Source organism: Leeuwenhoekiella sp. H156 (assembly GCF_052218455.1).
Lineage (GTDB): Bacteria > Bacteroidota > Bacteroidia > Flavobacteriales > Flavobacteriaceae > Leeuwenhoekiella > Leeuwenhoekiella parthenopeia.
In genome coordinates, this window is record NZ_CP197499.1 from 2,024,783 (window position 1) to 2,042,073 (window position 17,291).

The 17,291-nt window shown below is 42.1% G+C and carries 21 protein-coding genes; 18 read left to right on the forward strand and 3 right to left on the reverse strand.

Annotated elements, in window-relative coordinates:
- Nucleotides 1–54: 54 nt before the first annotated feature.
- Nucleotides 55–204, reverse strand: a complete 150-nt coding sequence (locus ACSSS3_RS08835) for a hypothetical protein (protein ID WP_442847261.1) — start codon at nt 202–204, stop codon at nt 55–57.
- Nucleotides 204–1,496 carry a branched-chain amino acid transport system II carrier protein gene (brnQ, locus tag ACSSS3_RS08840; RefSeq protein WP_442847262.1) on the reverse strand — a complete coding sequence of 431 codons (1,293 nt, stop codon included), beginning with the start codon at nt 1,494–1,496 and terminating at the stop codon, nt 204–206. The genes ACSSS3_RS08835 and brnQ overlap by 1 nt, the downstream gene beginning before the upstream one ends.
- A 36-nt stretch (nt 1,497–1,532) precedes the next feature.
- Here brnQ and ACSSS3_RS08845 point away from each other — a divergent pair, with 36 nt between their 5' ends.
- Both ACSSS3_RS08845 and ACSSS3_RS08850 read left to right on the forward strand, forming a co-directional pair.
- The gene (locus ACSSS3_RS08845; RefSeq protein ID WP_442847263.1) at nt 1,533–2,300 is read left to right on the forward strand and encodes an alpha/beta fold hydrolase; all 768 of its coding nucleotides are present in this window, start codon (nt 1,533–1,535) and stop codon (nt 2,298–2,300) included.
- A 201-nt stretch (nt 2,301–2,501) separates the two neighbouring features.
- The gene (locus tag ACSSS3_RS08850) at nt 2,502–2,744 is read left to right on the forward strand and encodes a DUF1660 family phage protein (protein ID WP_442847264.1); all 243 of its coding nucleotides are present in this window, start codon (nt 2,502–2,504) and stop codon (nt 2,742–2,744) included.
- Here the strand turns inward: ACSSS3_RS08850 and thiL are convergent, their stop codons facing one another.
- Nucleotides 2,745–3,797, reverse strand: a complete 1,053-nt coding sequence (gene thiL / locus ACSSS3_RS08855) for a thiamine-phosphate kinase (RefSeq protein ID WP_442847265.1) — start codon at nt 3,795–3,797, stop codon at nt 2,745–2,747.
- A 130-nt stretch (nt 3,798–3,927) separates the two neighbouring features.
- Between thiL and ACSSS3_RS08860 the strand changes: the two genes are divergently transcribed.
- The 16 genes from ACSSS3_RS08860 to ACSSS3_RS08935 all read left to right on the forward strand — a co-directional run bounded on the left by ACSSS3_RS08860 (nt 3,928) and on the right by ACSSS3_RS08935 (nt 17,160).
- Complete coding sequence (locus tag ACSSS3_RS08860) at nt 3,928–5,160, forward strand: choice-of-anchor B family protein (protein WP_442847266.1); 1,233 nt, start codon at nt 3,928–3,930, stop codon at nt 5,158–5,160.
- A 1-nt stretch (nt 5,161) separates the two neighbouring features.
- Entirely contained in the window at nt 5,162–6,496 is a 1,335-nt protein-coding gene (locus ACSSS3_RS08865) for a hypothetical protein (protein WP_442847267.1), read from the forward strand.
- Between the two features lie 144 nt (nt 6,497–6,640).
- Nucleotides 6,641–6,970, forward strand: coding sequence for a HesB/IscA family protein (locus ACSSS3_RS08870; protein WP_228228593.1), 330 nt, complete (start codon nt 6,641–6,643; stop codon nt 6,968–6,970).
- Between the two features lie 36 nt (nt 6,971–7,006).
- Nucleotides 7,007–8,452, forward strand: a complete 1,446-nt coding sequence (sufB, locus tag ACSSS3_RS08875; RefSeq protein WP_442847268.1) for a Fe-S cluster assembly protein SufB — start codon at nt 7,007–7,009, stop codon at nt 8,450–8,452.
- A gap of 30 nt (nt 8,453–8,482) precedes the next feature.
- The gene (locus ACSSS3_RS08880; RefSeq protein ID WP_442847269.1) at nt 8,483–9,367 is read left to right on the forward strand and encodes an N-acyl homoserine lactonase family protein; all 885 of its coding nucleotides are present in this window, start codon (nt 8,483–8,485) and stop codon (nt 9,365–9,367) included.
- A gap of 387 nt (nt 9,368–9,754) precedes the next feature.
- Nucleotides 9,755–10,507 (forward strand): Fe-S cluster assembly ATPase SufC, encoded by a 753-nt coding sequence (gene sufC / locus ACSSS3_RS08885; protein ID WP_228228596.1) that lies wholly within the window; start codon nt 9,755–9,757, stop codon nt 10,505–10,507.
- A 36-nt stretch (nt 10,508–10,543) separates the two neighbouring features.
- Nucleotides 10,544–10,936: a four helix bundle protein gene (locus tag ACSSS3_RS08890; protein WP_228228597.1), complete on the forward strand. Its 393-nt coding sequence runs from the start codon at nt 10,544–10,546 to the stop codon at nt 10,934–10,936.
- Between the two features lie 37 nt (nt 10,937–10,973).
- Complete coding sequence (gene sufD, locus ACSSS3_RS08895) at nt 10,974–12,287, forward strand: Fe-S cluster assembly protein SufD (protein ID WP_228228598.1); 1,314 nt, start codon at nt 10,974–10,976, stop codon at nt 12,285–12,287.
- 43 nt (nt 12,288–12,330) lie between these two features.
- Complete coding sequence (locus ACSSS3_RS08900; RefSeq protein ID WP_228228599.1) at nt 12,331–13,569, forward strand: aminotransferase class V-fold PLP-dependent enzyme; 1,239 nt, start codon at nt 12,331–12,333, stop codon at nt 13,567–13,569.
- A 64-nt stretch (nt 13,570–13,633) separates the two neighbouring features.
- Nucleotides 13,634–14,035 carry an META domain-containing protein gene (locus ACSSS3_RS08905; protein WP_228228600.1) on the forward strand — a complete coding sequence of 134 codons (402 nt, stop codon included), beginning with the start codon at nt 13,634–13,636 and terminating at the stop codon, nt 14,033–14,035.
- A gap of 36 nt (nt 14,036–14,071) precedes the next feature.
- Nucleotides 14,072–14,503, forward strand: coding sequence for a SufE family protein (locus ACSSS3_RS08910; RefSeq protein WP_228228601.1), 432 nt, complete (start codon nt 14,072–14,074; stop codon nt 14,501–14,503).
- Nucleotides 14,504–14,505: 2 nt separating this feature from the next.
- Nucleotides 14,506–14,874 carry an SdpI family protein gene (locus tag ACSSS3_RS08915; RefSeq protein WP_442847270.1) on the forward strand — a complete coding sequence of 123 codons (369 nt, stop codon included), beginning with the start codon at nt 14,506–14,508 and terminating at the stop codon, nt 14,872–14,874.
- The gene (locus ACSSS3_RS08920) at nt 14,867–15,196 is read left to right on the forward strand and encodes a DUF59 domain-containing protein (RefSeq protein ID WP_228228603.1); all 330 of its coding nucleotides are present in this window, start codon (nt 14,867–14,869) and stop codon (nt 15,194–15,196) included. Before ACSSS3_RS08915 ends, ACSSS3_RS08920 begins: the two co-directional genes overlap by 8 nt.
- Nucleotides 15,142–15,633, forward strand: coding sequence for a hypothetical protein (locus ACSSS3_RS08925; RefSeq protein ID WP_442847271.1), 492 nt, complete (start codon nt 15,142–15,144; stop codon nt 15,631–15,633). The genes ACSSS3_RS08920 and ACSSS3_RS08925 overlap by 55 nt, the downstream gene beginning before the upstream one ends.
- Nucleotides 15,634–15,637: 4 nt before the next feature.
- Entirely contained in the window at nt 15,638–16,141 is a 504-nt protein-coding gene (locus tag ACSSS3_RS08930) for a DUF2480 family protein (RefSeq protein ID WP_442847272.1), read from the forward strand.
- Between the two features lie 71 nt (nt 16,142–16,212).
- On the forward strand, nt 16,213–17,160 hold the full coding sequence (locus tag ACSSS3_RS08935) for a DUF3078 domain-containing protein (protein WP_442847273.1): 948 nt from the start codon (nt 16,213–16,215) through the stop codon (nt 17,158–17,160).
- Nucleotides 17,161–17,291 lie beyond the last annotated feature (131 nt).

Below are 17,291 nucleotides of genomic sequence, written 5' to 3' on the forward strand. Positions count from 1 at the left end.
TATCTATCATTCAAGATAATGTAAAATCATTTTTAATAAATATTTGGCTCAAATCTATTCTTTAGATTGTGCTGCTTTGATGATTTCCTCGAGTTTAAGAGCGCGAGCTTCTTTTTCAGAACGCAGTTTGTCTTTTTTGCGTTTGAGTAACTTCGAGTGTTTCGCTTTGTTTTTTCCGTTTTTGGGAGTTCCTTTTTTGGCCACTAGTTTTCGGTTTTAGGAGTATTTGATTTAAGATAGAAATGCTCAATACTCTTTCCGAATACAAAGGTGAGCAGAACCGGCAAAATCCAGCCCACTCCATAATCTGAAAAAGGAATCCACGTAAAGCGACCTTCATAATTTTCGGCATTAAGGGCTACCAGAAAATCGGGAATACTAAATACGATAGTCACAATCGCAACCAGTCTAAAAATGAGAATAGATACAAAACGATCTGAAAATAAGTTCAAAACAATTAATACAATGACTAAAGGATAAATAAAACTTAATGCGGGTACGGCTACTGCAATAATATAGGCAACGCCGGTCTGACCTATAAGTACGCCAAGCGCGGCGGCAACCATCGCGGTAAGTACATAGGCTTTTTGTGAATTCTTAAAAAGACCTTTTACAAAGTCGGCAGTCCCGGTGACGATACCTACTGCGGTGGTGAAACAGGCGAGACCCACCAGAATAGAAAGCAAAATACGCCCTCCAGAACCCAGGGTGTCATAGCTCAGGAAAGCCAGTAAGTCGGTACGGGAAGTGAGGTCGGTTTGGCTTCCATAAAGAGAGCCCACGTAAATCATACCTATATAAATAAGGAGCAATCCAAGTCCGGCCAGGCTTCCGGCCTGTATCATCAGGTTTTTTTTCACCTGATGGCTTTCAGGGTTTACCAGATTAAGAGAAATAACCACTACTGCTCCTATAACTATAGCCCCAATAGCATCAAAGGTTTGATAGCCTTCTAAAAGACCCGAGGTCACCGGGCTGAGCATTTGTGAGCCGGTTGCCGGAGGTAACTGTGCAAAAAGTGCAATACAGATAATCGTGGTGAGAATAAGTAACAGCAGCGGGGTGAGGTATTTTCCCAAAGCATTGAGGACCCTCGACCGGTTTAGTGCAAATAGCAGGGCAAGACCAAAATAAATAGCACTCGAGGTAAGTGAACTGATCTCAAAATAGGGCTCGATGGCCATCTCATAAGTTACAGACGCAGTTCTGGGTCCGGGCAGGGTTATGGCTACGAGATAGACCAGAGCGCAAAAAATAATGCTGAAGATCGGGTGTACTTTATTGGCTAAATCAAGCATACTTCCCTGAACCCGGGCGTGCGCGAAAATACCCAGTAAAGGTATTAACACCGCTGATATGCAGAATCCTATGCTTACCCAAAACCAGTTTGATCCTGCTGTATAACCCAGATAGGGGGGCAGGATGAGGTTTCCGGCACCAAAAAACAATGAAAATATAGCGAAACCCGTAACGAGTGTTCCTTTAGAAAATCGCATAGTAACTGTATCTTTCCGGCCGAAAGATAAACTAAAATGAACGCAAAGAAAGGCGAGGGACAATTATTTTATAAGCACTACGGCAAGGGTGAAACCTTATGCCTGCTGCATGGTTTTTTGGAGAATCACCTGATGTGGGAGCCTATGCTTGACGAGCTCGTTAAGCACTACCACATACTGGTGATCGATTTGCCGGGTCATGGAAATTCAAATCTTGCTCATGATGAGATGACGCTTTCTGATATGGCCGGTGCAGTAAATGAAGTTCTCGAAAAACTGGAGCTTACCGAGGTGAAATTTGTAGGTCATTCTATGGGTGGCTATGTGGCACTCGCATTCGCGGAAGCCTATCCTCAAAAAACAAAAGGGATTTTATTGCTTAATTCTACGCCTGAAGCAGATAGCGCAGAGCGGAAGGAAATGCGTAATCATGCTGTAGATATGGCCGGGCGTAATTATGAAGCCCTCATCTCGATGTCTGTGACCAATTTGTTCTCATCAAAGAAGAGAGCGGCTCTGGAGCAGGAAATTGCACAAACAAAAGCCGAAGCCCTCCGGGTTAGTGCAGAAGCGTACATAGCCTGCCAAAAGGCGATGAGTAAACGACCTGATTATTCGGAGTTTTGGGAACGTGCAAGGTTTAAAAAAAGCATGATTTTAGGCAGTGATGATGGTCTTATTGATCCCGGTAAAATGCAGCAAAAATTTTCATCTAAGGGGGTGGAAATTGACGTTTTAGCCGGCGGGCATATGCTTCATATTGAGAATTTTACGGAAGTTGTGAGTTTATTGGTCGGTTTTTAATGATTTTAGGCGGAAAAAAGTTTTCAACATTTGTTGATAACCGGGCTTTTTATTGAGTTTTACACATAAAATAGAGGAAAAGATTAAAAAATTTTCAATTATGTGCTTTAAGCTGATAAAATGTGCGTTTTGGCGATTAAAATTTTTCTTTTAACGAATAATTCTGTTAAATTTAACTACCTAATTTCAAAAACCCTAAAAATGAATTATTCGTTCTTCTCCAAAAACCCCTATCGCATGATTCTATGTAAGCTATTTGGCCACAAGTATCAGGTTCTTCGGTCTTATCAAACTAACAAAAAAGAATATGAGTGCTGTAAATGCCGTCAGCAATTTACCGAAAATGACCACGGTGAGTTACAGCCCTTAACCCCAAAATTGCGTCGTATTAATGAGGTGATGGAAAAATTCTACATTTTCAGGCACGCACGCCAGTCGGCATAATTACTCCTCGTTCTGAAGTGCATTCCATCCACGGGCAACTATTGGTATTGCTGTATTTGCACGGGTAATTAAATTCATACCGTCATTAGCTGCGGTCATATGCCCAATGATGCTAAAATTGGGATTGCCCTTGATCTTTTCAAAATCCTCCTGCCTGATGGTGAAGAGAAGCTCATAATCTTCCCCGCCGCTTAGGGCAACAGTTGTGCTGTCAATTTCAAACTCCTCACATACATTAATGAGCTGGGGATCAAGAGGTATTTTTTCTTCGTAGAGTCTGCATCCTACTTCAGACTTTTTGCACAGGTGTATAATTTCTGAAGATAAACCGTCGCTAATGTCTATCATAGCCGTGGGTTTAACCTCCAGAGCAGCAAGCAGTTCTACAATATCCTTTCGGGCTTCGGGCTTAAGCTGGCGCTCAATGAGATAAGAATACGGCTCAAGATCAGGTTGTGCGTTGGGATTTACCTGATGTACCTGTTTTTCGCGTTCCAAAACCTGTAAACCCATATACGAAGCGCCCAGGTCTCCTGAAACGACGAGTAAATCACCTTCGCCTGCACCATAGCGGGTAACGATGTCATCGGCATCTGCAACTCCCATTGCTGTTACACTTATCAAAAGGCCTTTGGTACTCGAAGTGGTGTCCCCACCTACGAGATCTATTTTGTAAATTGAACAAGCCAGTTCAATACCGGCATACAATTCTTCAAGAGCTTCTAGCGGAAAACGGTTTGAAACAGCCAGCGAAACGGTGATTTGCGTGGCTTTGGCATTCATCGCGTAAATGTCTGAAAGATTAACCATCACCGCTTTATAGCCCAGATGCTTTAAGGGCATGAACGCCAAATCAAAGTGTACCCCTTCAATTAACAAATCTGTCGAAACCAAAAGGTGTTTACCTTTCGTATCTATTACAGCGGCATCGTCCCCAATACCTTTAACAGTGGTTTCCTGGCTAATGCTAAAATTTTTGGTCAGATGGTCTATGAGTCCAAATTCACCCAGCTCACTCAGCGAGGTTCGGCTTTGCTCTTTGTTTTCAAACATAACTCCTGTATTTTGGTGCAAAGTTAACGGGAATTACTCGAAATACTTAGGTGTTTTAAACGTTTAACCTATTTTAGAAGGCTGCCTTCAGAAATTAAAGAGGCTCTTTGTTCTATTAAAATCAACGATTATGAAATTTGATCATCTGCTCCCCGCTTTGTTTGCCTTGTGTTTTTTAGCGGCTTGTTCGCGTACAGATGATGCAGATTTGCCTCCTGCGATTGACGCCGGAGACGATGGGCTTACGCAGGGTACAGCCACTCCGTGTGAAAACGGATTTGCAGGGGAATACCCATGTTCAGGCTATGATTTGCAGAGCAGAATTCCGCTAAGACGCTTACAGGGAGCTTCGGGCAACGATGTCTGGGGCTGGACAGACCCGGTTTCAGGAAAGGAATATGCACTAATGGGAGTCGATAACGGAACCACTTTTGTTGATATTTCAGATGCTGAAAGCCCGATTTATTTAGGCAAATTACCCACCCGAACTGTAGCTTCTCCCTGGCGGGATATAAAAGTTTATGGCAATCATGCCTATATCGTCAGCGAGGCACCCAATCACGGTTTACAGGTTTTTGACCTCACGCGACTGAGAAACCTTACTGCCGCACAAACCTTTACAGCCGATGCTGTGAATCTTGACTTTGGCAGTGCTCATAACGTGGTTATTAACGAAGATGAGGCCCGGGTTTATGTTGTGGGTGCCGAAACGTTTAAGGGGGGTATTCATATTATCGATATTACAGACCCTCAAAATCCAACAACTTTGGGTGGGTATGATGGCGACGGGTATACTCACGATGCGCAGGTAGTCACCTACTCGGGTCCCGATTTAGACTATACCGGTCGCCAAATTTGTGTGGCCAGTAACGAAGACAGCGTTACCATCATTGATGTAACCAATGTTGCAAATCCTGTTTTTATCTCAAAAATGGAATATGCCAATGCTTTTTACACGCATCAGGGCTGGTTTTCTGAAGATCAGCGTTACTTTATAGCCAATGATGAGCTGGACGAATTGCGGGTGGGTTTCAATACACGCAGTCTTGTTTTTGACTTTTCAGATCTGGATAATCCGGTTGAAGTGGGGACTTATGCGGGTCCCACCCGGGCTATTGATCACAATTATTATGTAAAAGGCAACACGCTTTACCTCAGCAATTATTCTGCGGGCCTACGCATTTTAGACATAAGCGATATTGGTAACGCCAATTTTATGGAAACCGGTTTTTTTGACACCTATCCCGCTTCTAATGTGACCGGTTTTGAAGGGGCCTGGAGCAATTATCCGTATTTCGCCAGTGGAAACATTATTATCAGCGATATAGAAGGGGGTCTTTTCGTAATCAAAAAATCAAATTAGGTTGAAGGCTCGCACTGCATTTAGAATTTTCAGTTTGTTCCTGCTTATTGTCGCCTGCGCCGAAGACGATACGCAGTTGGATGCTGCTTTGAGTAATTCATTTAGGGGCCAATTGGTGAGTCTGCAACACTACGGCGGGAGTCTTGATGATCGGGCAGCGGCGCTCGTAAGTCTCGATGCCGGTGGTTTTGCGGTTTTGGGAACCGCGCAAAGTGTTGACGGGATGCTCGCCGGCAAAACCAGAGCAGGTGAAGATTACTGGCTGTTGCGTCTGGATGATTCGGGTAATATATCTCAATCTTTAACTTTCGGTGGCAACGATGGTGATGTAGCAACCGATTTAATCGCTACCTCAGATGGCGGCTTTTTGATGGGAGGTTACAGTATGAGTGCAGATGGAGATGCCAGTAAAAATGAAGGCTTTCACGATACCTGGTTTGTTAAAACCAATGCTTCGGGAGGTATTGAATGGGAAAAAAGTTATGGTTTTGCCGGCCACGATCATTCGTATTCTGTAATTCAAACTGAAGATGGCGGCTATTTTAGCGCAGGCTATCTCGATGTTACGGCTTCAGGCGGAGCCGGAAATGAAAACTCTAAACACGGAGTTGGGGAATTTTGGGGTCAGAAATTAGACGCTTCCGGCAATCTGGAGTGGCGTAATTATTTTGGCGGAAGCAATAATGACCGTTCCTACAAAGCTTTGCAAACTCCTGATGGCGGGTTTATGTTGATCGGTTTTACCGAAAGTGATGATTTTGACATCTCTCAAACCCACGGCAGTTACGATTACTGGATTGTTAAACTCAGCAAAACCGGAGGTATGCAGTGGGAAAAGACCTTTGGCGGTTCGGGTATTGACATCGCTTACGATGCTGTGTTTTTGTCCAATGGCGATTGTCTTATTGTGGGCCAAAGCAATAGTACAGACGGGGATGTGACTGCTTCAAACGGAGACTTCGATGCCTGGGTAATGCGCATCGACGCCGCCGGAAATCTGAAATGGCAGCGCAGTTTTGGTGGAGCCGATTTTGAATTTGCCCGGAGCATTACGCCGGGACCTGATAACAGCTTTTTTATAATTGGAAATAGCCGAAGCGCTGATACTACTTCCAACGGAAACGCGGGTGCAAACGATATCTGGGTTTTTCAGGTTGACTCTGAAGGACAATTGCTGTGGCAGGAAACATGGGGAGGTGAAGGTATTGATCTCGGGACAGACGCCGTTTATTCTGAAAAAGGAATACTTTATGTTCTGGCTACCACCGCAAGTTCTTCTGTTGAATCGGCTTCCGGTTTTGGGAAAGATGATCTGATCCTCCTTCAGCTGCGTTAACTTACTTTTCCCGGCACTATATCTATTTCTTATTTCAACAGCGTTTTATATTGGCGCAGCCTATCATTTGATAAGATAGTTTAATGTAAGGTTGTATGGTAAAACCCTACTTAAATGGTATATTTGCACTAATTTAGAATTAATATGATTAAAGTAAGTGAAGACGCAAAAAAGAAGATAACCGCTTTGATGACCGAAGAGGGTTATGATGCTGTGGCAGACTACGTGCGCGTGGGTGTAAAGAGCGGCGGTTGCAGTGGTTTGTCGTATGAACTTAAATTTGACAAAAGCAAGGATGCAGAAGATAAACTCTTTGAAGATAACGGGGTTAAACTCATTGTCGACAAGCGCAGCTTTCTGTATCTCATAGGTACTACTCTCGAATATAGTGGTGGTTTAAACGGAAAAGGTTTCGTTTTTAATAACCCCAACGCACAACGCACCTGTGGTTGTGGTGAAAGTTTCTCACTTTAATAGTTTTACCTGTTTTCAACAGTTTAGAAAAGATATATGGCGTATACAGAAGACGACTTAGAAAAAGAATTAGCGACCAAAGAATATAAGTACGGGTTTTATACAGACATCGAGTCTGATACATTCCCCGTGGGACTTAATGAAGAAATTGTAAAAGCTATTTCCTTAAAAAAAGGAGAGCCCGAATGGATGACAAACTGGCGTCTGGAGGCTTTCAGGTATTGGCAAACAATGGAGGAGCCGGAGTGGGCTAATGTACATTACACGAAACCTAATTTTCAGGATATTTCGTACTATTCCGCACCTTCAAAAAAACCGAAATACGACAGCCTTGATGAGGTTGATCCCGAGTTGCTCGATACCTTCAAGCGTTTGGGGATCTCACTGGACGAGCAGAAAAAGCTTGCCGGTGTTGCGGTTGACGTGGTGATGGACTCCGTTTCGGTAACTACAACTTTCAAAAAAACACTGGCTGAAAAAGGAATCATCTTTTGCTCAATTTCTGAAGCGATAAAAGAGCATCCTGAATTGATTAAGAAGTATATCGGCTCTGTAGTTCCGCAGAAAGATAATTTCTATGCGGCTTTAAACAGTGCGGTATTTAGTGATGGTTCCTTCTGCTACATCCCGAAAGGAGTGCGTTGCCCGATGGAGCTTTCTACGTATTTCCGTATCAATCAGGCCGGTACCGGTCAGTTTGAGCGTACACTCGTTGTTGCCGATGCGGACAGCTATGTGAGTTATCTGGAGGGCTGTACAGCCCCTTCGCGTGATGAGAATCAATTGCACGCAGCAGTTGTAGAACTTATTGCGCTTGACGGAGCAGAGATTAAATATTCTACAGTTCAAAACTGGTATCCCGGTAATGATCAGGGTAAAGGAGGGGTTTACAATTTTGTGACCAAACGCGGACTTTGTGAGAAGAATGCTAAAATTTCCTGGACTCAGGTTGAGACGGGTAGTGCCGTAACCTGGAAATACCCCAGCTGTATTCTGAAAGGAGATAACTCAATTGGCGAATTTTATTCCATTGCGGTTACCAACAATTTTCAGCAGGCAGATACCGGTACTAAAATGGTGCACCTGGGTAAAAACACCCGAAGTACTATTATTTCCAAAGGGATTTCTGCCGGTCAAAGTCAAAACAGCTATCGCGGTCTGGTTCAGATCAACAGCAGGGCGCAAAATGCCCGTAACTTTTCACAATGTGACTCGTTACTTATGGGCAATAAATGTGGGGCTCATACCTTCCCTTATATTGAAGCCAATAACAAATCGGCACGGGTAGAACACGAAGCGACTACCAGTAAAATTGGAGAAGACCAGATTTTTTACTGTAACCAGCGGGGTATAGATACCGAAAAAGCAATCGCTCTGATTGTAAATGGCTTTAGCAAAGAGGTGTTAAACAAACTGCCTATGGAATTTGCAGTAGAAGCTCAAAAGCTTCTGGAGATTTCGCTTGAAGGTTCAGTAGGCTAAAATCAAAACATTAACCACAAACCAAAAAATATGCTTATCAGGAAAATTACATTTTTTGCACTGGCTGCTTTATTAGTCGTTGGTTGTAAAGAAACTAAGAAAGAAGAAAATACCGAAGAGGTAGTTGTTGAAGAACCTGCAAAACCGGCTGTAGAGCTTTATGCTTTTGACGGTGGTAGTATCATGGCAAATAATCTGAATCTTTTTGCTCAGGGAGATACCTATAAAGGCGAAAGCAAGCAGCTTGCAGATGCATTTTACGTGATCAAACACCCTAACGGAATCTTGTTATGGGATAGCGGTCTTCCGGAAATGCTGGTTGGTCAGGGAGATTACACTCCGGAAGGTGGTGCTTTTACGATCTCGCGTAAGGACAGCATTACAACCCAGTTGAAAAGTATTGGTTTAAGTGCGGAAGATGTAGATATGATCGCATTTTCACACATTCATTTTGATCATACCGGTGCCGCTAATCATTTTGCAGGTGCGAAATGGCTTATTCAGCAAAGTGAAGATGATTTCCTGAATAGCGAAGAAATTAAGGGAAATTCATTTTACAATCCCGATACATTTTCGGCTTTAAAAAATAAAGAAATCATTGCCAATAAAGACTATGACGTCTTTGGAGACGGTAGTGTTGTTATCAAATACATGCCGGGTCATACCGCAGGTCATAATGCTTTATTTGTTGATTTGCCTGAGACCGGACCTTTAGTTTTAACCGGAGATACCTATCATTTTGAGCAAAATCGCAAAGATGCTATCGTACCTCAGTTTAACTACGATATCCCGCAGTCTGAAGAAACAATCAAAGCTTTTGAGGCTTTTGTAAAAGAGAAGAATGCTAAAGTGTGGATTCAGCATGACCTGGATGATTTTAATGCCATGACCACGGCTTCCCAATCGCTCAAGTAATTGCGAAGTGTGTTCCGGAGTTTGTTTTGAGTTTGAGTGTAGTAAGTTGTTCTTAAAAGCTTAAATCACAACAGGTAGCCGGGAGTTCATTTGTTATGCAGATGCCGCACTGCTGAAGGTTGAAGAATCGATTTAGTGTGTTGTGCCGGATGAAAGGCTAAATGAGCTAATCACACAGGCATCAGCTATAAAGAAAATCCTGAAGATTTTGTTCAGGTGATTTTAAAAGTGATCATTGTTTCTAATCCACCTAAAGTGGAAGCTTGAGATACGCTGGTCAAAGTAAATGAAATACTGGCTGTAAGCTACCCCGAAAAGTCGGGTTTGCCGCGCCTTGAAATAGTAAAGTAAATAACGCGGGCTTTTTTAGCCCAAAGAATTGAGAATATGTTAGAGATAAAAAATCTAAACGCAGGTATAGAAGATAAAGATATTTTACGCGGTATAGACCTTAAAGTCAATGCCGGTGAGGTTCATGCGATTATGGGACCTAATGGTTCCGGTAAGAGTACCTTGTCTTCGGTTATTGCGGGTAAGGAAGAATACGAAGTTACCGATGGCGATATACTTTTTGAAGGAGAATCTATTCTGGAAATGGACGCAGACGAGCGCGCTCATAAAGGAGTGTTCCTGTCTTTTCAGTATCCGGTAGAAATTCCCGGCGTTTCGGTGACCAACTTTATCAAGACTGCAATCAATCAGACGCGTAAAGCAAAGGGTCTTGAAGATATGCCTGCCAGCGAAATGCTTAAGAAAATCAGAGAAAAATCTGAATTGCTTGAGATTGACCGCAAATTTTTATCACGTTCCTTAAACGAAGGTTTTTCGGGAGGTGAGAAAAAGCGAAATGAGATTTTTCAAATGGCGATGCTAGAGCCTAAACTGGCTATTCTGGATGAGACCGATTCCGGTCTGGATATCGATGCGCTGCGTATTGTTTCTAACGGAGTAAATAAGTTGCGCAGCAGCGATAATGCAGTAATCGTGATTACACACTACCAGCGTTTACTGGAGTACATTGTACCCGATTTTGTTCACGTTTTGGTAAACGGTAAAATCGTAAAATCCGGCGGTAAGGAACTGGCTCTTGAACTTGAAGAAAAAGGTTACGACTGGGTAAAAGCGGAGACCACAGTGTAGTTCAAAATTTAAAATTCAAAGTCTAAAATTGGAGTGATGGCAACTGTAAAGCGATTTGAAGATTTACAAATTTGGCAGGAAGCTCGGGTTTTAGCAAAAGAAATTGTTTCAATTGTCCAAACTACCGGCCTTAAGGAAAATTACAAGTTGAGAGATCAGATTGTAGGTTCTTCAGGAAGTATTATGGACAACATAGCAGAAGGTTTTGAGAGAAATGGTAATTTGGAATTCAGACAATTTCTATCTGTTGCAAAAGCTTCCGCAGGTGAAACAAGATCTCAGTTGTATCGCGTTTTTGACTGGCAATACATTGAGGAACAAGAATTAAATAGATTGACATTAAAGTGTGAATCCTTGAGTAAGCAAATAGCTGGATTCATTGCTTATCTAAACAAATCAGAACTCAAAGGGACTAAATTTCAGAGCTAATCTGAAATTTTGAACTTTGAATATTGAATCAAGAAACATGAGTTTAAAAGATAAATTACTTTCATCTTATCTGACTTTTCAGGAAAATCAGGATTTTGATAACAGCATTCACGATATCAAGGACGCTGCAATTAAAGTTTTTGAAGAAAAAGGTTTTCCCACCCGGAAAGATGAAAATTGGAAATATACTTCGCTCAACAGTCTGGTAAAAGAAGACTATAGCCTGGTAGGGCGCAATGATGATGCGGTAGAGTTTAGAGATGTCAAGAAATTCTTTCTGAATGACATCGATACGTATAAAATCGTGTTTATCGATGGTAAATACAGTTCGTATTTATCAGAAACCACACACGATGGTGTAGATGTATGCCTGTTGAGTGCTGCTCTTACCAAGCCTAAGTACAAGTCTGTAATCGATAAGTATTTCGATAAAATCCTTAAAAAGGATAGTCTTACTTCCTTAAACACGGCTTTCGCCCGCGAAGGTGCCTACATCTATGTACCCAAAGGTAAAGCAGTAAGCAAACCCATTCAGATTGTACACTTTGCTACCGGCGTTGAGTCAAACCTGATGTTGCAACCGCGCAATCTGGTTGTGGTTGAAGAAAATGCCGAAGTTCAAATCATTGAGCGTCATCAAAGCTTAAACAGCAATCCGGTATTTACCAATTCGGTTACAGAGATCTACGCAGGCAATCATGCCCGAGTAGATTACTATAAAATTCAAAACGATAAAGAACAGGCGTCTTTAATTGATAACACGCACATAGACCAGCAGACATCGTCTGAGGTGGCGGTGCATACCTTTTCTTTTGGTGGAAAACTCACCCGTAATAACTTGAATTTCTATCAGAACGGGGAGCACAACAATTCGATACTTAAAGGTGTTACGATCATAGAAGATAAGCAGCACGTAGATCACAATACACTGGTGCATCACAAGCAGCCCAATTGTGAGAGTCATCAGGATTATAAGGGAATTTTTGACGATAGATCTACCGGTGTTTTTAATGGGAAAGTAATCGTTGACTCGATCGCCCAAAAAATCAATGCTTATCAGTCTAACAATAATATTTTAGTGAGCGACAAAGCTTCGATCAATTCCAAGCCTCAGCTCGAGATTTTTGCTGATGATGTGCGTTGTTCTCACGGTTGTACGATAGGTCAGCTTGACGAGGATGCGTTGTTTTACATGAAAACGCGCGGGATTGGCGAGAAAGAAGGTCGTGCATTGTTGATGTATGCTTTTGCCAATAACGTATTGGAGAGCGTTAAAATCCCCCAGTTAAAATCACGTATTACCAAGCTTATCGCCAACAAACTGGGAGTAAACCTGGGATTTGAGGTCTAAATAAACCAGACCAGAATCGCTTTTAACTATAAAAACTATTCAAATGGCTTCCGTAGATACCTCTTTACATTTTGATGTGGAAAAAATCAGAGCAGATTTTCCCATTCTGAAGCGAAAGGTGAACGATAAGCCTTTGGTTTATTTTGATAATGCGGCAACATCGCAAACCCCGCAGCAGGTTATAGATGTTATTGTAGATTACTACAGCCGCTACAACGCCAATATTCACCGTGGTGTACACGCGCTGTCTCAGGAGGCTACAGATGCTTATGAGCAGGCCCGTATAAAAATTCAGAAGCATTTTAATATTCCTAATGCGTACCAAACCCTGTTTACATCGGGAACTACGCACGGGATTAATATGGTAGCTTCGGGCTTTGCTTCGATATTAGAAGCCGGAGACGAGGTGATCGTTTCGGCATTGGAGCATCATTCTAATATTGTACCCTGGCAAATGCTTTGCGAAAAAACCGGAGCGCAGCTTAAGGTCATCCCAATGCTCGAAAATGGAACTCTGGATATGCAGGCCTTTGACAGATTACTTTCAGAAAAGACCAAACTGGTTTTTGTCAATCACGTAAGTAATGCTTTAGGTACTGTAAACCCCATTGAAGAACTAATTAGCAAGACCCACAATGTGGGAGGAGCCGTTTTGGTTGACGGGGCTCAGGCAGCGCCGCATATCAAAGCAGATTTACAGGCGCTTGACGTAGATTTTTATGTGGTTTCGGCTCATAAAATGTGTGGACCCACCGGAGTGGGAATGCTTTACGGAAAAGAGGAATGGCTTACCAAACTGCCGCCCTATCAGGGAGGCGGTGAGATGATAGATCAGGTTACTTTTGAAAAAACTACCTATGCCGGTCTGCCTCATAAATTTGAAGCCGGTACGCCCAATATTTGCGGAGGAATTGCATTTGGTGCGGCTTTAGACTATATGAATGCGATAGGCTTCGATCAAATTGCAGAGTACGAGCACGAGTTGCTCGAGTATGCTACAAGCCGGTTAAAGGCGATTGATGGTTTGCGTATTTACGGGGATATTCCAAATAAAACAGCGGTCATTTCTTTTAATATTAAAGGCGTACACCCTTACGATATGGGAACCATACTCGACAAACTGGGTATTGCGGTACGTACCGGGCATCATTGTGCACAGCCCATTATGGATTTTTATAAAATTCCCGGAACGGTACGGGCGTCATTTGCTTTTTATAATACTAAAGATGAGATCGATACTCTCATTGCCGGAGTTGAGCGTGCCCGAAATATGTTGGTATAATTTTAAGTTTTCTAAGTATACTATTTAAATGATTACGAGTAATTTCGTAACAAAACAATCTAGTATGAAAGCAATTTGGCCAACACTGATTCTAATATGCACAGTAATAGCTGCATGTAAATCAACCGATAAAAATAGTTTAGGCCCACAGGGCAGTTTCGAGGTTCAGACCATCAAAAGGGATTCGGTAGCGGTTAAGGAAATCACCCTTAACTTTAATGCCGAAAACGGACAGCTTAATGGGAAAGGGGTTTGTAACTCGTACAGCTCTACTTACGTGGTGAGTGGTAAGAATATCAAATTTTCGCCTGCAGTGTCCACTAAAATGATGTGTCCCGAAGGTACCACGCTTGAGTATAACTTTTTTCAGGCTTTGCAAAATGCCAGCAGCTATACGCTGAAACGCGGTAAGCTTACCTTATACAATGCTGAAGAAGAGGTTTTACTCTCGGCCAGCGAAGATTAATAATCTGTATTAAACAGATCTTTAAGTAAAAACAGAATGAAAAGTATTCCCGAAATACAACAGGAAATAGTTGAGGAGTTTGAGATGTTTGACGACTGGATGCAACGTTATGAGTACATGATCGAGTTGGGCAAATCGCTCCCGCTTATAGACGAAAAATACAAGACCGACGAATACATCATTAAAGGCTGCCAAAGTAAAGTGTGGGTTCATGCAGATCTTAATGAGGATAAAATTGAGTTTACCGCAGATAGTGATGCCATTATAACTAAAGGTATTATCGCTATTTTAATCCGGTCGTTTTCCGGTCAGCCGCCACAGGAAATTTTAGATGCAGACACCTCGTTTATTGATAAAATTGGGCTTAAAGAGCATTTATCACCCACCCGTGCAAACGGTTTGGTGAGTATGATCAAACAAATTAAACTATATGCTGTAGCCTATAAGGCTAAAGCCGAAAACAGTTAAACATGTATTGGGCTAATGGCTTTACACTTACTACAGGTCTTTGCGGACTCGTATTTGTTAGTACAGCTGTTGTTCTATACCGGTTTCCGCCGAAACATATCAATTATTTATACGGCTACCGAACCGCAAAATCGATGAAAAGTCAGCAGCACTGGGATTTTGCCCAGAAATTTTCGGCTTTGCGAATGATTGAAGCGGGTATTTTTTTGATTATTTTGGCAGGAATATCAGCCTTTGCCGGGATTTTTAATACTTACGGAAAAGAAGCTGTTTTTGCGGGTTTGGGTTTTATACTGCTTGCTGTAATTTACCTTTTCGTAAGGACTCAAAAAGCTATCGACAAAAAATTTAAAGACAATAACCATGAGTGAAGCTAAAGAAATAAACACACAGGAACTCGGCGAAAAAGTCGTGCGCGTACTTAAAACCATTTACGATCCTGAAATCCCGGTAGACATTTACGAGTTGGGATTGATTTACGATGTTTTTGTAAACGAAGATTACGAGACCAAAATCCTGATGACTCTTACCACACCTAACTGTCCCGTGGCTGAAACGCTTCCGGTGGAAGTAGAGGAGAAGGTTAAAACCATTGATATGGTTAAGGACTGTGAGGTCGAAATCACTTTTGACCCACCATGGAGCCAGGATTTGATGAGCGACGAGGCCAAGTTGGAACTGGGCTTGTTGTAATGAACAAAGTATTTGTTTTTTTATTGTTTTGTTTCTCTGGGTTTTCAAGCTTAGCACAGCTAAGCTGCGATGATTTTAAAGAAGGAGTTTTCATAACTGAGCAAGAGAGCCCTGTTCAATTTAAATTCGAGATTGTTAGAACGGCCACGTCTCAAACTGAACGAATTATTGAGCCATCCAGAGAATTAATAGAGTCGGGCTATCCCTACCAAAAAGTTTCGCATATCACTTTGAAATGGATTGATGACTGTAGTTATCGTATTATGTATGATAAAGAAAAGGGATCTTTATCTGAAATAGAGCAATTTATTAATGACTCAGGAGGAGCTCTTGTAGAATTTACCGAAATCGATGGCTCCTGTATTTTTTATAAATCTTCCATGAAAATCAATGGAGAATTGGAGTCGATTAATGGTAAAATGTGTAAGATAAAATAAGGATATGGAAGAAATTGTAAACCGCATAGCCAACAGCAAACTTAAAACCTTCAATTTGGAGGATTTATACCCTGCCGGCAAACGCGAACAAATCGACATTTCCCAATGGTTGACCGAAGGATTTATTCTGCGTGAGAAAGACTTTCGCGAGAGCCTAAAAAACTACGACTGGTCTGCTTATAACGACGCATACGTTGCGTTGCATTGCAGTACCGATGCCATTGTACCCGCTTGGGCCTATATGCTGGTTACAACCTATTTACAACCCGTTGCTAAAAAAGTGGTTGTAGGCAGTCTTGAAGAATTGGAAACCATTTTATATACCGAGCAAATTCAGACGCTGGATGTTACCGCCTACCGGGATGAGTATGTCATAGTAAAAGGATGTTCAAATAAGCCGGTACCCCAAAATGCATACATATTACTTACCCAAAAACTACAGGGGATCGTAAAGAGCCTCATGTTTGGCGAGGCCTGCTCCTCAGTGCCGTTGTACAAGTCTAAATAGCTTTTAAAGTAAATGCCCCATAATTTATGGGGCTTATTTATATTTGCCTCTTAAACCAACACTCAAAATTTATGAAAAGACTAGTTGTATTTGCACTGGCACTACTGAGCTTTGGCTATGCTCAGGCGCAGGAAAAAACCGAAGAAGAATTGCGTGAAGAGATGGCTCCTAAAAAGGCCGAGATCGCAAAACTTCAGAAAGAAGTCAGCGCGCTTCAGTCACAAATTGATAATCTTCCGGGCTGGAAATTTGGTGCCTTCGGTACTGTAGGGGCAAACTTCAGCCGCTTCAACAGCTGGTATTCTCAAGGGACGCCTAATGTTTCTTCGGCCAATATCGCTGCAACTATGAATGCGTTTGCTAACAAAAAAGAGGCTAAGTACTTTTGGCGAAATGCCCTAAACCTTAACCTCGGCTGGGTAAAATATGACGATCGCGATGATCCGACTGACGACGACAGCTTCCGCAATGCGACCGATGTTTTTAATGTCACCTCGCTTTACGGTTATAAATTAAGCGAAAAGCTCGCGGTGTCTACCTTAGGTGAGTATCGAACAACCATTCTAGATAATTTTAATGATCCCGGTTATCTGGATCTTGGGGTGGGTATGACCTGGACACCGATTACCAATTTGGTAGTGGTGGTGCATCCGCTCAACTACAACTTTGTATTTAGCAGCGGGGAGACGGTTTACGAGTCTTCATTGGGTGCTAAAATCGTAGCCGACTATACCCGTCAGATCGGTAAAATTGCGTTTAAATCCAATCTTTCGGCCTTTCAAAGCTATAAAAGCAGCGATTACTCAAACTTTACCTGGATTAACAGTTTTAACTACAAACTATTCAATCAGATTGGGGTAGGTTTTGAAGTAGGTCTGCGTGGCAACAAACAGGAAAATCTTGAAAATGCTATTGATGAGTATGAGGCAGATGGTATGGTGGGTACCGAACCTACGTTTGATAATCTGGAAAACCAGTTACAATCGTATTACCTGTTAGGACTTACCTATTCATTCTAAATTGGGGTTATTTCCCAAATATTCAGAAGCTGAAGACCTTTTGATAATTAACTAATGTATAAGGTGACAGGCCGTATTTGAAAGCTTATCACAACAAAAAATCCGATACCAGGCAGGTATCGGATTTTTTT